Source organism: Streptomyces sp. NPDC001668, assembly GCF_042893155.1.
GTDB lineage: Bacteria > Actinomycetota > Actinomycetes > Streptomycetales > Streptomycetaceae > Streptomyces.
This window is the reverse complement of the sequence record NZ_JBIAUQ010000024.1, coordinates 21,819-36,927: the sequence shown is the minus strand read 5'-3', so window position 1 is coordinate 36,927 and position 15,109 is coordinate 21,819. Positions and strand designations below refer to the sequence as shown.

Genomic DNA, 15,109 nt, shown 5'->3' with positions numbered 1-15,109 from the left:
AAGCCCCAGGTGAGGGCATACGTTTGAGCGCGTATGCCCACAGGTGTGCGTGAGCGTCCGGGTTTAGGCTCGTACGTGGGTACGAAAGTGCCCCACACGCCACAGCAACCTAAGGAACCACTGATGGAGCTCGGTCTCGTCGGCCTCGGCAAGATGGGCGGCAACATGCGCGAGCGGATCCGCCGCGCAGGCCACACCGTGATCGGATACGACCGCAACCCGGACCTCGCGGATGTCCACAGCCTCAAGGAGCTTGTGGACGCGTTGCAGGGCCCGCGGGTCGTGTGGGTGATGGTCCCGGCCGGTGCGCCCACCCAGGCCACCATCGACGAGCTGGCCGAGCTCCTGGAGCCCGGTGACGTCGTGGTGGACGGCGGGAACTCCCGCTGGACCGACGACGAGAAGCACGCCGGGGAACTGGCCGCCAAGGGCATCGGTTTCGTCGACTGCGGTGTCTCGGGCGGCGTGTGGGGCCTGGAGAACGGCTACGCGCTGATGTACGGCGGCGACGCGGAGAACGTCGCCAAGGTGCAGCCCGTCTTCGACGCCCTCAAGCCGGAGGGTGACGCCGGAGCGGTGCACGCCGGCAAGGTCGGCGCGGGCCACTTCGCGAAGATGGTCCACAACGGCATCGAGTACGCGATGATGCAGGCCTACGCCGAGGGCTGGGAGCTCCTGGAGAAGGTCGACTCCGTGACCGACGTCCGGGAGGTCTTCCGCTCCTGGCAGGAGGGCACGGTCATCCGCTCCTGGCTGCTCGACCTCGCGGTCAACGCCCTCGACGAGGACGAGCACTTGGACAAGCTGCGCGGTTTCGCACAGGACTCCGGCGAGGGCCGGTGGACCGTGGAGGCCGCCATCGACCACGCGGTGCCGCTGCCGGCGATCACCGCCTCGCTGTTCGCGCGGTTCTCGTCCCGCCAGGACGACTCGCCGCAGATGAAGATGATCGCGGCGCTGCGCAACCAGTTCGGCGGCCACGCGGTCGAGACGAAGTAATCCACAGGGCTGTTCACACAGTCCACAAGCTGGGGGAGGTCGCGCCCGACCATGCACGTCACGCATCTGTCGCTGGCCGACTTCCGCTCGTACGCCCGGGTCGAAGTGCCGCTCGACCCGGGCGTCACCGCGTTCGTGGGCCCCAACGGGCAGGGCAAGACGAATCTGGTCGAGGCGATCGGCTACCTCGCCACCCTCGGCAGCCACCGGGTTGCCTCCGACGCCCCCCTGGTCCGCATGGGCGCCGACCGCGCGATCGTCCGGGCGCAGGTCCGGCAGGGCGAGCGGCAGCAGCTGGTCGAGCTGGAGCTGAACCCCGGCAAGGCGAACCGGGCCCGCATCAACAGGTCCGCGCAGGTCAGGCCGCGTGACGTGCTCGGGATCGTGCGCACGGTGCTGTTCGCCCCGGAGGACCTCGCCCTGGTGAAGGGCGACCCGGGCGAGCGGCGCCGCTTCCTGGACGAGCTGATCACCGCGCGCTCCCCGCGCATGGCCGGCGTCCGCTCCGACTACGAGCGGGTCCTCAAGCAGCGCAACACCCTGCTGAAGTCGGCCGCCCTCGCGAGGCGGCACGGCGGCCGCTCGATGGACCTGTCCACCCTCGACGTGTGGGACCAGCATCTCGCGCGCGTGGGTGCCGAGTTGCTCGCCCAGCGGCTCGACCTGATCGCCGCGCTCCAGCCGCTGGCCGACAAGGCGTACGAGCAACTGGCGCCCGGCGGCGGTCCGGTCGCGCTGGAGTACAAGCCGTCCGCGCAGGGCGAGGCACACACGCGTGAGGCTCTCCATGAGCAGCTGATGGCGGCGCTCGCGGAGGCGCGCAAGCAGGAGATCGAGCGGGGTGTGACCCTCGTAGGACCCCATCGGGACGATCTGAATCTCAAACTCGGTCAGCTGCCCGCCAAGGGGTACGCCTCGCACGGCGAGTCCTGGTCGTACGCGCTGGCGCTGCGCCTGGCCTCGTACGACCTGCTCAGGGCCGAGGGGAACGAGCCCGTGCTGATCCTCGACGACGTGTTCGCGGAGCTGGACACCCGTCGTCGTGAGCGTCTGGCCGAGCTGGTCGCGCCCGGTGAGCAGGTCCTGGTGACGGCGGCGGTCGACGACGACGTGCCGCACGTGCTGACGGGGACGCGGTACAGCGTGTCCGAGGGGACGGTGGAGCGCGTATGACCGACGAACAACCGCCCGCGGAGATCCCCAAGCCCGCCGAGCCGTCCGGCGTCGACCTCGCGCGCGTGGCGCTCAGGGCCGCGAAAGAACAGGCACGCGCGCGTGGGGACGCGGCGCAGCAGAAGCGGCAGGCGCGGCGCGGAGGCGGTCTGCGCTCCGGCGCGCGCGCCGACGGACGCGACCCGATGGCGTTCGGTGCCGCCATCAACCGCCTGATCACCGAGCGCGGCTGGGAGACCCCGGCCGCGGTGGGCGGGGTGATGGGGCGCTGGCCGCAGATCGTGGGCGAGGACGTGGCCAAGCACTGTGCGCCGGAGAGGTACGACGAGGACGAGCGGGTCCTGGTCGTGCGCTGTGACTCGACGGCGTGGGCGACGAACCTGCGGCTGCTCGCGCCGCAGTTGGTGGCCCGTCTGAACGAGGATCTCGGGCACGGCGCCGTGAAGATGATCAAGGTGAACGGTCCGGGCGGGCCCGCCCGTCGCTACGGTCCGCTGCGTGCCCCCGGCAGCACGGGACCCGGTGACACCTACGGGTGACAGACATCACATCAGGGGCGTCGGCGGTGCCTTCGGGGCGCCGCCGACGCCTTTGTCGTAGCAGCGCGTGCGGTGGTGGATTTCGACCTGACTCCCAAGTAGCCAAGGGTTGACAGCTGGAAGCGCTGAGTGCCGCTGTGAGCCTCTTGGAGCCCCGCTCCGCATATGGGGACCCGGAAGACGCCGGTTGAGGGCGGCACATGCGGACTCAGGTACCGGCAAACCCCCATCACTGTCGGCGCTACCGGTAGACTGGAAGCCAATCCCGCCCCAAACGTGGGGACCGCCCGGGAAACGCTGAGCAACGCTGATCAAGGCTTACCAACGCAACATGCCGCAGCCGCTCCGGCAACCCGCCGACGAGCCCGGCTCGTGCTGTGCCAGAAAGGGCGCTTCGTGGCCGATTCCGGCAACCCCAACGAGAACATCCCGTCCACCGAGGCTCCGGCCGCAATCGCCGAGGCCTCAGCCACGGCGTACGACGCCAGCGCCATCACCGTCCTCGAGGGTCTGGACGCGGTCCGCAAGCGACCCGGTATGTACATCGGCTCGACCGGCGAGCGCGGCCTGCACCACCTGGTGCAGGAGGTCGTCGACAACTCCGTCGACGAGGCACTGGCGGGCTACGCGGACACCATCGACGTGACGATCCTCCCCGACGGCGGGGTCCGGGTCGTCGACAACGGCCGTGGCATCCCGGTCGGCATCGTGCCCTCAGAGGGCAAGCCGGCCGTCGAGGTCGTGCTCACCGTGCTGCACGCGGGCGGCAAGTTCGGCGGCGGCGGCTACGCGGTCTCCGGCGGTCTGCACGGCGTGGGTGTCTCCGTCGTGAACGCACTGTCGACCAAGGTCGCCGTCGAGATCAAGACCGACGGCTACCGCTGGACGCAGGACTACAAGCTGGGCGTGCCGACGGCCCCCCTGGCCCAGCACGAGGCCACCGACGAGCACGGCACCACGGTCACCTTCTGGGCCGACCCGGACATCTTCGAGACCACCGAGTACTCCTTCGAGACGCTCTCGCGGCGCTTCCAGGAGATGGCGTTCCTCAACAAGGGCCTCAGGATCAACCTCACCGACGAGCGCGAGTCGGCGAAGGCCACCGCCGGCGCGGACGAGGCGGGCGAGGACGAGAAGCACGAGGTCAAGACCGTCTCGTACCACTACGAGGGCGGCATCGTCGACTTCGTGAAGTACCTCAACTCCCGCAAGGGAGAGGTCGTCCACCCCACCGTGATCGACCTGGAGGCCGAGGACAAGGACAAGAGCCTGTCCCTCGAACTCGCCATGCAGTGGAACGGCGGTTACAGCGAGGGCGTGTACTCCTTCGCCAACATCATCCACACGCATGAGGGCGGCACGCACGAGGAGGGCTTCCGCGCGGCGCTGACCTCGCTGATCAACAAGTACGCGCGCGACAAGAAGCTGCTGCGCGAGAAGGACGACAACCTCACGGGTGACGACATCCGCGAGGGTCTGACCGCGATCATCTCGGTGAAGCTGAGCGAGCCGCAGTTCGAGGGCCAGACCAAGACCAAGCTGGGCAACACCGAGGTGAAGACCTTCGTCCAGAAGGTCGTCTACGAGCACCTCACCGACTGGCTGGACCGCAACCCGGTCGAGGCCGCGGACATCATCCGCAAGTCCATCCAGGCGGCCACCGCGCGCGTGGCGGCCCGCAAGGCCCGCGACCTGACCCGCCGCAAGGGCCTGCTGGAGACCGCGTCCCTGCCGGGCAAGCTCTCCGACTGCCAGTCGAACGACCCCACCAAGTGCGAGATCTTCATCGTCGAGGGTGACTCCGCCGGCGGCTCGGCCAAGTCGGGCCGGAACCCGGAGTACCAGGCGATCCTCCCGATCCGCGGCAAGATCCTGAACGTCGAGAAGGCGCGGATCGACAAGATCCTCCAGAACCAGGAGATCCAGGCGCTGATCTCGGCCTTCGGCACCGGGGTCCACGAGGACTTCGACATCGAGAAGCTGCGCTATCACAAGATCATTCTGATGGCGGACGCCGACGTCGACGGCCAGCACATCTCCACCCTGCTGCTGACCTTCCTGTTCCGCTTCATGCGGCCGCTGGTCGAGGCCGGGCACGTGTACCTCTCCCGTCCTCCGCTCTACAAGATCAAGTGGGGCCGGGACGACGTCGAGTACGCCTACTCCGACCGCGAGCGCGACGCGCTGATCGAGATGGGCCGCCAGCGCGGCAAGCGCGTCCGCGAGGACTCCATCCAGCGCTTCAAGGGTCTCGGCGAGATGAACGCCGAGGAGCTGCGCGTGACCACCATGGACCAGGAGCACCGCGTCCTCGGCCAGGTCACCCTCGACGACGCCGCCCAGGCGGACGACCTGTTCTCCGTCCTGATGGGCGAGGACGTGGAGGCCCGGCGCCAGTTCATCCAGCGCAACGCCAAGGACGTCCGCTTCCTCGACATCTGAGTCGGTCTCAGCTGACCGCACCAGGAAGGATCCTCACCCGCAATGACCGACGAGAACACGCCCGTCACCTCTGAAGAGGGCGGCGTCATCGCCCAGCGTGTCGAGCCCGTCGGGCTCGAGACGGAGATGCAGCGCTCGTACCTGGACTACGCGATGTCCGTCATCGTGTCCCGCGCGCTGCCGGACGTCCGGGACGGCCTCAAGCCCGTCCACCGCCGCGTCCTGTACGCCATGTACGACGGCGGCTACCGTCCCGAGCGCGGCTTCTACAAGTGCGCGCGCGTGGTCGGCGACGTCATGGGCAACTACCACCCGCACGGCGACTCCTCGATCTACGACGCCCTGGTGCGCCTCGCCCAGCCGTGGTCGATGCGGATGCCGCTGGTGGACTCCAACGGCAACTTCGGCTCCCCGGGCAACGACCCGGCGGCGGCCATGCGGTACACCGAGTGCAAGATGGCGCCGCTGTCCATGGAGATGGTCCGTGACATCGACGAGGAGACCGTCGACTTCACGGACAACTACGACGGCCGCTCCCAGGAGCCGACCGTCCTGCCGGCCCGCTTCCCGAACCTGCTGATCAACGGCTCGGCCGGCATCGCGGTCGGCATGGCGACCAACATCCCGCCGCACAACCTGCGCGAGGTCGCGGCCGGGGCCCAGTGGTACCTGGAGAACCCGGAGGCCTCGCACGAGGAGCTCCTGGACGCGCTCATGGAGCGCATCAAGGGCCCCGACTTCCCGACCGGCGCCCTCGTGGTGGGCCGCAAGGGCATCGAGGAGGCGTACCGCACCGGCCGTGGCTCGATCACCATGCGCGCGGTCGTCGAGGTCGAGGAGATCCAGAACCGCCAGTGCCTGGTGGTCACGGAACTGCCGTACCAGACCAACCCCGACAACCTCGCGCAGAAGATCGCCGACCTGGTGAAGGACGGCAAGGTCGGCGGCATCGCGGACGTCCGGGACGAGACGTCGTCGCGCACCGGCCAGCGACTCGTGATCGTCCTCAAACGGGACGCGGTCGCCAAGGTCGTGCTGAACAACCTCTACAAGCACACGGACCTGCAGTCGAACTTCGGCGCCAACATGCTGGCGCTCGTCGACGGCGTCCCGCGCACGCTGTCCCTGGACGCGTTCATCCGGCACTGGGTGGCGCACCAGATCGAGGTCATCGTCCGCCGTACGAAGTTCCGGCTGCGCAAGGCCGAGGAGCGGGCGCACATCCTGCGCGGCCTCCTCAAGGCCCTGGACGCCATCGACGAGGTCATCGCGCTGATCCGGCGCAGCGACACCGTCGAGATCGCGCGCGGGGGCCTGATGGAGCTCCTGGAGATCGACGAGATCCAGGCCAACGCCATCCTCGAGATGCAGCTGCGCCGACTGGCCGCCCTGGAGCGCCAGAAGATCATCCAGGAGCACGACGAACTCCAGGCGAAGATCACCGAGTACAACGAGATCCTCGCCTCGCCGGTCCGCCAGCGCGGCATCGTCAGCGCCGAACTCGCCGCGATCGTCGAGAAGTACGGCGACGACCGCAAGACCATGCTGGTGCCCTACGACGGTGACATGTCCATCGAGGACCTCATCGCCGAGGAGGACATCGTCGTCACGGTCACGCGCGGCGGTTACGTCAAGCGCACCAAGGCCGTCGACTACCGCGCCCAGAAGCGCGGCGGCAAGGGCGTACGCGGTACGAAGCTCAAGGAAGACGACATCGTCGACCACTTCTTCGTCTCCACCACGCACCACTGGCTGCTGTTCTTCACCAACAAGGGCCGCGTCTACCGCGCCAAGGCCTACGAGTTGCCGGACGCCGGCCGGGACGCGCGCGGACAGCACGTCGCCAACCTGCTGGCCTTCCAGCCGGACGAGGCGATCGCCGAGATCCTCGCGATCCGCGACTACGACGCGGCGCCGTACCTGGTGCTCGCCACAAAGGCGGGTCTGGTCAAGAAGACGTCACTGAAGGATTACGACTCTCCGCGTTCCGGTGGCGTCATCGCCATCAATCTGCGGGAGCGCGAGGACGGTTCGGACGACGAACTGATCGGTGCCGAACTGGTCTCGGCCGACAGTGATCTGCTTCTGATCAGCAAGAAGGCACAGTCGATCAGGTTCACCGCCTCGGACGACACCCTGCGTCCCATGGGCCGTGCCACCTCGGGCGTCAAGGGCATGAGCTTCCGTGAAGGCGACGAGCTGCTCTCGATGAATGTTGTTCGACCCGGTACGTTCGTGTTCACTGCTACGGACGGCGGGTACGCGAAGCGGACCCCTGTCGACGAGTACCGCGTCCAGGGTCGCGGCGGCCTCGGCATCAAGGCCGCCAAGATCGTGGAGGACCGCGGATCGCTCGTCGGAGCGCTGGTGGTCGAGGAGACCGACGAGATCCTCGCCATCACGCTGTCCGGCGGTGTGATTCGTACGCGAGTCAACGGAGTCAGGGAGACGGGCCGTGACACCATGGGCGTCCAACTGATCAACCTGGGCAAGCGCGATGCCGTGGTCGGCATCGCACGTAACGCCGAGGCGGGGCGTGAGGCGGAGGAGGTCGACGGCGATGTGGCCGACGACGAGACCGTCGAAGGTGCCGCCGAGACCATCGGCACGGACGAGGGTGAGGCACCCTCGGCCGAGTAGCACGAGGAGAGAGTCATCGTGAGCGGAGCCACGGGCGCCGGATCGACCGGAACCTCTGGGGGGTCCTCCCCCGGCACGGAGGCGGACGGCGGCGGCCGTGGCTCTGCCGCGCGTGCGGCAGATGCGCGGGGTACGGCGGGTCCGGCAGCCGCGGGCCCCGCAGCCTCGGGTCCGACGGCCTCGGGTCCGACAGCTGCGGGTCCGACAGAAACGCACACGACGGACACGCACACGACTCAACTCAAGGCGATCAAGCCGCCCGCGACCCAGTCGCGCTCGCCCGAGACTCATGGATCCCATGGATCCCAGGGGGGACCTGTGACGGACACCCAGCCGCCGGCCCAGCCGACGGCGCCCGCCGCACCGCCCAAGGCGGCGGGCCAGCCGCAGCCCGCGGTGCAGCCCCAGCCCTCGCCCTCTCCGCTGCCGGGGGAACGGCAGCCGCAGCAGCAGTCGGGCCCGTACCACCCGCCGCAGGCCTACTCGACCCAGGCCGCGCCGACCGGCGCCGTACGGCGCCCGCGCACCGGCGCGCGCACCATGCCCCGTACCCGCAAGGCGCGTCTGCGGGTGGCCAAGGCCGACCCGTGGTCCGTGATGAAGGTCAGCTTCCTGCTCTCCATCGCGCTCGGCATCTGCACGATTGTCGCGGCCGCCGTGCTGTGGATGGTCATGGACGCGATGGGCGTCTTCTCGACGGTCGGCGGGACCATCTCCGAGGCGACCGGCTCGAACGAGTCGAACGGCTTCGACCTGCAGGCGTTCCTCTCCCTGCCGAACGTCCTGATGTTCACGTCGATCATCGCGGTCATCGACGTCGTCCTCGCGACGGCGCTCGCGACCCTCGGCGCGTTCATCTACAACCTCTCCGCGGGCTTCGTCGGCGGCGTCGAGCTGACGCTGGCCGAGGACGAGTAACGCTGCCCCCAACCTGCGGGGGCGTGCGGGGGCGGTCCTCGGGGAACCGATTTTGGGACTGCCCACGTCGTGCGCTAATCTTCAGGAGTCAGCGCGCGGGACACACTCCGCAGAGCGCGGCGGGGCTATAGCTCAGTTGGTTAGAGCGCATCCCTGATAAGGATGAGGCCACAGGTTCAAATCCTGTTAGCCCCACCAGCGAGAAGACCTCCGGTCCATAGGGCCGGGGGTCTTTTGGTGTCCAGGGGGCGCTCCTGCGGGCTGTGCAATCGAGTCGTTCAGCGTGCCAGGAGCACCGGTGCACGAACGCCTGCCGAGCCCCGGACGGGGATGGCGGTGGCGGCGATCGGCAGGATGGTGCTCTACCGGACTCTTTGGCGCGTCCGTCCTGCGCGGTTCTGCTTGGGTACGTGGCGTCGCCACTTCGTCTCTTCGGTGCTTCATCGGTGCTTCTTCGATCCGTCTCGGCACGTCTGCCACTGCGTGTGCCACTGCGTCTGCCAGTACGTCTGGCGGTGCGTCTTAGCCGTCTTCAGTCCGTCGTCAGTTCCGTCGTCAGTCCGTCTTCATGCCGTCTTCGGTGTTTCTCCAGCGGGGCGGTGCACTCACCCGCAGTCCGCTCCGGCCCGTTCCGCTGTGTCCGCCTCCGTTTCCGTGTCCGCGGCGGTGTCCGTGTCGGCGAGGGAGCGGGGGCGGCAGCTGGGCGTCTTGCCGTGGGCCTCGGCCCGGATGCGCTGCTTCATCGTGGGGGGCAGGGACCTGACGTAGGACCACAGGCCGTGGGACATCGCCAGGGGCTCCGGGTGTGCGACCTCGCTGTTGCGAGCCGGCTGGGTCTGCGGTACGGCAGCGGCTGCGGTCGTCGTGATGAGGCCGAGTGCCGTGAACAGCGCCAGGAAGGCGGTGATGACGACGGTCCACAGCTTCATGACCTTGTTCCGGGCCATGTTCCCTCACTTTCGGGTTGGGCGATTTGCGTACTTTCCTCATGATGTGTATGGGCGTCGCGAAATCACGGACCCGAGCCTGTGGCGCGTCGATCTTCAGATGAACACCACACGGATGGGTGCATGGAGGACGAAAAAGAGGAGAACCGGGGCGACAGAGGCCGAAGGGGCCATCCGTGGGGATGTGATCACCCTCTGATCGGAGGTCCTTGCTCCGCTTCTACTGGGGCGTTCCCGACGGGAGTTGAGGGCCCGGATGCAGGTCACCGATCGGTATCGGTCGGTGTGTATAGTCGGGCGCCAGAGGTCCCCTACGTCAAGGAAAGACGAGGTAGCGCGGTGAAGAAGCTGCTCCTGGTCGCACTGGCCGCCATCGGCGGGCTCCTCGTGTACCGCCAGATCCAGGCGGATCGCGCCGAGCAGGATCTGTGGACGGAGGCGACTGACTCCGTGCCCACGGGTTCGTGAGTACCGAGATCCGATTCTGAGCAGACCCCGGCCGTTGTTGCGGTCGGGGTTTTGTGTTGCCCGAGGCTTGGCGAGGCGCTGGGACAGGGGAGCGGTGACCGGTGGCCGTTGACCCGCCCGAGGGTTTCGGACGGCCGTGCGGATTGCGAGGGTGGGCGGGGGCCTGGCGGGGCAGGATGGGCCACGGCCGCAGCCGTCCGGCCGCACGGGTGGCCGGAGGCGGGCCTGTCGCATCGACGACGGTCGTATGACGGCCGGATGAGGTCGTAGGAGCTTGGGCGCGGGCACGGAGGGGTGGCGCGGGATGGGGCGGCGTACGGCGTGGTGGCGGGTGGCCGTCGTGGGGGTGCTGCTGGGGCTGGTGGCCGGTGCGCCGGGGGCTCCTGGTTTCGTGGCCTCCGCTTCTCCCTCTCCCTCTTCTTTCTCAGCTACGGGTTCACCCTCAGCCACGGGTTCTTCCTCTGCTACGGCTTCCTCGTACGCCTTCACCGAAGACGCCCCGTCGGTCACCGGAGCCACGGCCACCGCCGACGCCGAGCCTCTCGAACCCGGCACCGTCTACCGCAGTTCGCTTCCGAGCGAAGGCAAGGTCTACTACCGCCTCGCACTGGACGGCACGTCCACCGTGTACGTCGCCGCGACGGCCGTACCCCCGAAGGACGCCGCGGTCAGCCCCACCGAAGGCGTCAGGGTGTCCGTGCAGGACGCCGACGGCCGTGTCTGTTCCGCGGCGGACACCGCCAGCATCGGCGCCGGCCGCAGCCCGCGTCCCCTCACGGTGTGGGGCGTGCGGCAGCTTCCGTCGGGCCGGTCGCTGTGCCAGGGCGCCGGGACGTACTACGTCGTCGTCGAGCGGGTGCTGCGCACCGAGTCCACGCCGGGTGACTGGGACCTCGAACTCGCCCCCGTGCTGGAACCGCGGCTGCGGAAGACCGGTTCGACCAGTGCGCCCGAGGCCTGGGACTCGGCCACGCCCTCGCCTCCCGGTGGTGAGGCCGTGCGGCTGCGGGGCGGCGGGGGGTTCGGCTCGGCGGCTGCCCTGGAGCAGGGGGTCTGGCGCGACGACGTGCGGCCTGGGCAGACGCTGTTCTACGAGGTGCCGGTCGACTGGGGACAGCAGGTGTACGCCACCGCCGAACTGAGCGCTGCGAGTGGTGGCGGGGAAGGCGGGGGGTTCGTGCCGGGGGGCGTGAATCTGGCGCTGTACAACCCCGTGCGCGGGCTGGTCGACGACACGAGCATCAGTTACAACGGCAGCCGGAAGTCGGGTGCGCTCGCTGCCGTGCCGCCGGTCGGGTACGACAACCGGTACGCCGTTTCCGACCGGGTCGCCGGGATGCGGTTCGCCGGGTCCTACTACCTCGTCGTGCATCTGGCCGCGCGGGTGGGCGAGGAGTTCGGTGACGGGCCGTTCGAGCTGACGCTGCGGGTGCGGGTGAAGGGGGAGGCGAAGGGCGGGCCCGGTTACGCGGGGCAGTCCGAGCCTTCGGGGATCTTTCAGGTCGGGCTGCTTGGGCGGGGTTCGGGAGCGGCCGGTGACGCGGGGTCGAGCGGCGGTGGTGGCGGTGGAGGTGCCGGTGCCGGTGCCGGGATGAAGCTGGTGGCTGTCGGGGGGATCGGGGCGGGGACCGTGGTGCTGGTGGTCCTCGGGGTGTGGGTTGTGGTGGGGCGGCGGAGGGCTGCGGGGGTGTAGGGCGGGCGAGGGGGGCGGCGGCGGGCTGGGGACTTTGGCTTGTGCTGCCGGGGCTCGGGGGTGTCTTGCTGCCTGTCCTGCCCGGAGCGCCGGGCCTCAGATCTGCGCGAGTGCCCAGAAGCCCACGGCGTAGCAGGCCAGAGCCAGGAGCAGGAGGGGTATCGCCACCTTGGCGGGTGGCCCGCCGCGGCGTGCTCGCGAAAGTGATGGGGCGGGATGCGGAACCTGCGGGCTCTGAGCGGTGTACGAAGCAGTAGAGGCATCAGGGTGCGGCTGGTGCGGGGTGTGGGGTCGGGGCGAGGGTCGGACTTGAGTGGGGGGTGTGGGGTCGTGGGGGGAGACGTAGGCGGAGTGAGCAGGGGCAGGCCGGTGTGGTTGTGCTGGAGCCTGTGGGTGGTGGTACGGCTGTGCTTGGCGCTCCGGTGGTGTGAAGGGCTGGGAGCGGGAGTCCGTGGGCCGGGGTGGCGGCAGATGGAAGCTGCCGGTGTCCGACACGGAGGAAGGTCCGTTGGTGGGGGCCGGCGGAGTGTGGGAGGTGGCCCACGGGGTTTCGCCCCCCGGGGCGGGAGAGGACGCGTCAGGGCCGGTGTTTGGTTGGGCGCCTGGAAGGGGCGGAGGCCCCGCCTCGCCGGGCCAGGACGGCGGATTGGCCTGTCCGGACCACGGTGCCGGGTTCGATTCGCCGGGCCAGGACGTCGCGTTGGCCTTCGCCTGCCAGGGCGGTGGGTTTCCTTCGTCAGGCCGAGATGCGGGGCTGCCTTCCCCCGGACGCCGGGAGACCTGGCTGTGCTCGCCGGTCCAGGGAGCACCGCCTCTCCGGTCGGGCCAGGACGACTCGTCGCCCTCGCCGGGCCAGGGCCCCGCGCCGTTCGCATGGCCTGGCTGGGCGACAGGGCCGCTCGGTTCACCGGGCTGGTATCCGGGCCTGTTCACCTCGCCGGGCGGGTAGGCGGGCTCATCCACCTCGCCGGACCGGTGCGCGGGCCCGTTCGGCTCGTCCTGCCCGTAGGTCACTCCATTGGCCCCACCTCGCAGGTATGGCGCCTCGCTTGCCTCGCGCGGTCGGGACGGTGTTCCACCTCCCTCGCCGTGCCAGGAGGACGCCCCGCCTGGCACCTCAGGGTGGGAGGGCCGTCCGTCGCCTTCGCCGGACCAGTTGGGTGGCCGACTGGCGTCCCTGGGCCGAGAGGGGGCCGGTCCCGTTCCTTCGACGGGTCGGGAGGTTCCTGCCGGTTGACCAGGCCAGGGTCCCATCCCGTTGCGTTCGCCGGACCAGGGGGGAGCCTCGCCAGTGTCTCCGGACCGGTAGGGGGCCGGACCGTTTCCTTCGCCGGGTCGGAAAGAGGCCTCGCCCGCTTGACCGGGCCAGGGCCCCGTCCTGTGGCCTTCGCCGGACCAGGGGGGAGTCCCGCCCGTGTCTCCGGGCCGGTAGGCGGCCGAGTTGCCTCCTTCGTCGGCCGGGAAGGAGGCCTCGCCCGCTTGACCGGGCCGGAATTCCGTGCCGTTGCCTCCGTCGGACCAGGAGGGAGCCGCGCCGGCCTCTCCAGCCTGGGCGGGAGCTCTGTATACGCCCTCACGCTGGGAAGGGGCCGACCCATCCCCTGCGTCGGCACCGGAAAAGACCGCACCCGCTTCAGCCGGCGGCGATCCCACTCCGTTTCCTTCACCGAACCAGGAGGATGCCCCGCCCGGCTCACCGGACCGAGCACCCACCTCGCCGCCCTGGCCGGGCCACGACGGAACCCTGCCCGCGTCACCGGCACCGCCCCCGGCGCCGGCTCCAGCAGCACCGTCGAACCCTTCACGGGCACCCGATCCAGCGCCGGGCCCAGGCCGAGCAGCATCACCGAACCCAGGGGAGCCGGGACTCGGTCCAGCGCCACCGCCGGGCCCAGCTCCACCGTCGAACCCCTCACGGGCATCCGGCCCACCGCCGGGCCCAGGCCGAGCAGCATCACCGGACCCAGGGGAGCCGGGACTCGGTCCAGCGCCACCGCCGGGCCCAGCTCCACCGTCGAACCCCTCACGGGCATCCGGCCCACCGCCGGGCCCAGGCCGAGCAGCATCACCGGACCCAGGGGAGCCGGGACTCGGTCCAGCGCCACCGCCGGACCTCACATCGGCACCCGATCCAGCGCCGGGCCCAGCACCAGCAGCATCACCGACCCCAGGGGACCCGGCCCCCGCTCCACCATCAGCGCCGGCCCCCCGCCAGAACGCCCCCTCACTCCCTCCGCCGTCGGAAAACCCCCTCGCGCTTCCGCCGCCACCCCGAGAAGGAACCCCACTGCCTCCATCGCCGCCGAAAGCCGTCCTGCTTCCGGCACTCGCCCCGAAGCGCGCAGCCCCTCCCCCCGTACCGGACCCGCCGCGCGTCCTGTTCGGGTCGACGCCCGGTGCCTGCTTCAGCGGTCCCTGTGGGCCGAAGCCCGGTGGGAGTGGGCCGAGTTGGTCGAAGATCTCGATGGACTCGTCGTCGGGGCCGGGGTCCGGGAGGAGTTCTCTGGCCGCTGCGAGGGCCTTGCGGGCCCCCGTGGCGGTGCGGAAGCGGGCCTGGGGGTCCGGCTGAAGGAGGGAGGCCACGACCTGCCAGAGCGGATCGGGGACGCCATGGGGCGCGCCGGGGGTGCCGTGGGCGGCGAAGTACTGGATGAGTGCCTTGGCGTCGGGCTTGGCGCCCTCCAGGAGGTACAGGGCGACCAGGCCGACGGCGAACAGGTCGGCGGGGAAGTCCGGTTCCGCGCCCATCATCTGCTCGGGGGCGAGATAGCCGGGGGTGCCCACGACGAGGTTGGTCTCGGTCAGGCGGGGTTCGCCCAGCCGCATGGCGATGCCGAAATCGGACAGCCGCAGCCGCGGGCGGGCGGTGCCGGTGGCTTCGAGCAGGATGTTGGCGGGCTTGATGTCCCGGTGCACCACGCCTTCCGCGTGCACCGCGGCCAGCCCCGCGAGGAGCTGGTCGAGCAGGGTGCAGACGAAAGCGGGCGGCAAGGGGCCGTAGTCGCCGATCAGGTGGACCAGCGAACCGCCGGCGACGAGGTCCATGGTGAACAGGACCTTGTCGTCGTCGGCGGCCCAGCTCGCGGGCGCGAGGACATGGGGGTGGTCGATCCGCAGGGCCTGTTCGCGGACGAAGCGCAGCAGGGAGTGGGCGTCGCTCTGGAGCAGGACCTTGGCGGCCACATATCGGCGGCGCCGGTGGTCCCAGGCACGCCAGACGGCGCCGACGCCTCCGCGTCCGATCGGATCGGCCAGTTCGTACCGGCCGGCGAACACCTCACCCATGACTG

At 69.9% G+C, this 15,109-nt stretch carries 8 protein-coding genes, 1 tRNA gene and 2 pseudogenes; 9 read left to right on the top strand and 2 right to left on the bottom strand.

Annotated elements, in window-relative coordinates; genetic code table 11:
• Positions 1–123 precede the first annotated feature (123 nt).
• The 7 genes and pseudogenes from gnd to ACFYZ8_RS42965 all read left to right on the top strand — a co-directional run bounded on the left by gnd (position 124) and on the right by ACFYZ8_RS42965 (position 8,909).
• Positions 124–999, top strand: a complete 876-nt coding sequence (gnd, locus tag ACFYZ8_RS42995; protein ID WP_359033789.1) for a phosphogluconate dehydrogenase (NAD(+)-dependent, decarboxylating) — start codon at positions 124–126, stop codon at positions 997–999.
• A gap of 51 nt (positions 1,000–1,050) precedes the next feature.
• Complete coding sequence (gene recF, locus ACFYZ8_RS42990) at positions 1,051–2,172, top strand: DNA replication/repair protein RecF (RefSeq protein ID WP_388540540.1); 1,122 nt, start codon at positions 1,051–1,053, stop codon at positions 2,170–2,172.
• Positions 2,169–2,711: a DciA family protein gene (locus ACFYZ8_RS42985; protein ID WP_359033785.1), complete on the top strand. Its 543-nt coding sequence runs from the start codon at positions 2,169–2,171 to the stop codon at positions 2,709–2,711. The genes recF and ACFYZ8_RS42985 overlap by 4 nt, the downstream gene beginning before the upstream one ends.
• A gap of 396 nt (positions 2,712–3,107) precedes the next feature.
• Positions 3,108–5,153 carry a DNA topoisomerase (ATP-hydrolyzing) subunit B gene (gyrB, locus tag ACFYZ8_RS42980; RefSeq protein ID WP_359033783.1) on the top strand — a complete coding sequence of 682 codons (2,046 nt, stop codon included), beginning with the start codon at positions 3,108–3,110 and terminating at the stop codon, positions 5,151–5,153.
• Between the two features lie 42 nt (positions 5,154–5,195).
• Positions 5,196–7,793, top strand: a complete 2,598-nt coding sequence (gene gyrA / locus ACFYZ8_RS42975; RefSeq protein ID WP_359033781.1) for a DNA gyrase subunit A — start codon at positions 5,196–5,198, stop codon at positions 7,791–7,793.
• A 219-nt stretch (positions 7,794–8,012) separates the two neighbouring features.
• Positions 8,013–8,711, top strand: a pseudogene (locus ACFYZ8_RS42970) (DUF3566 domain-containing protein); the annotation flags it as partial.
• A 121-nt stretch (positions 8,712–8,832) separates the two neighbouring features.
• Positions 8,833–8,909, top strand: a tRNA-Ile gene (locus ACFYZ8_RS42965).
• Between the two features lie 407 nt (positions 8,910–9,316).
• On the opposite strand, the gene ACFYZ8_RS42960 is transcribed toward ACFYZ8_RS42965, so the two are convergent.
• Positions 9,317–9,658, bottom strand: a complete 342-nt coding sequence (locus ACFYZ8_RS42960) for a DUF6344 domain-containing protein (RefSeq protein ID WP_388540536.1) — start codon at positions 9,656–9,658, stop codon at positions 9,317–9,319.
• A gap of 339 nt (positions 9,659–9,997) precedes the next feature.
• On the opposite strand from ACFYZ8_RS42960, the gene ACFYZ8_RS42955 reads away from it, so the two are divergent.
• Both ACFYZ8_RS42955 and ACFYZ8_RS42950 read left to right on the top strand, forming a co-directional pair.
• On the top strand, positions 9,998–10,126 hold the full coding sequence (locus ACFYZ8_RS42955; RefSeq protein ID WP_003999697.1) for a DLW-39 family protein: 129 nt from the start codon (positions 9,998–10,000) through the stop codon (positions 10,124–10,126).
• A 304-nt stretch (positions 10,127–10,430) separates the two neighbouring features.
• Positions 10,431–11,819, top strand: coding sequence for a hypothetical protein (locus ACFYZ8_RS42950; protein WP_388540533.1), 1,389 nt, complete (start codon positions 10,431–10,433; stop codon positions 11,817–11,819).
• A 1,932-nt stretch (positions 11,820–13,751) separates the two neighbouring features.
• Here ACFYZ8_RS42950 and ACFYZ8_RS42945 read toward each other — a convergent pair.
• Positions 13,752–15,104, bottom strand: a pseudogene (locus ACFYZ8_RS42945) (serine/threonine-protein kinase); the annotation flags it as partial.
• Positions 15,105–15,109 lie beyond the last annotated feature (5 nt).

Coding starts and splice junctions, on each gene's coding strand:
- gnd (WP_359033789.1), top strand. CDS start 124: ATGGAGCTCGGTCTCGTCGGCCTCGGCAAGATGGGCGGCAACATGCGC.
- recF (WP_388540540.1), top strand. CDS start 1,051: ATGCACGTCACGCATCTGTCGCTGGCCGACTTCCGCTCGTACGCCCGG.
- ACFYZ8_RS42985 (WP_359033785.1), top strand. CDS start 2,169: ATGACCGACGAACAACCGCCCGCGGAGATCCCCAAGCCCGCCGAGCCG.
- gyrA (WP_359033781.1), top strand. CDS start 5,196: ATGACCGACGAGAACACGCCCGTCACCTCTGAAGAGGGCGGCGTCATC.
- ACFYZ8_RS42960 (WP_388540536.1), bottom strand. CDS start 9,658: ATGGCCCGGAACAAGGTCATGAAGCTGTGGACCGTCGTCATCACCGCC.
- ACFYZ8_RS42950 (WP_388540533.1), top strand. CDS start 10,431: ATGGGGCGGCGTACGGCGTGGTGGCGGGTGGCCGTCGTGGGGGTGCTG.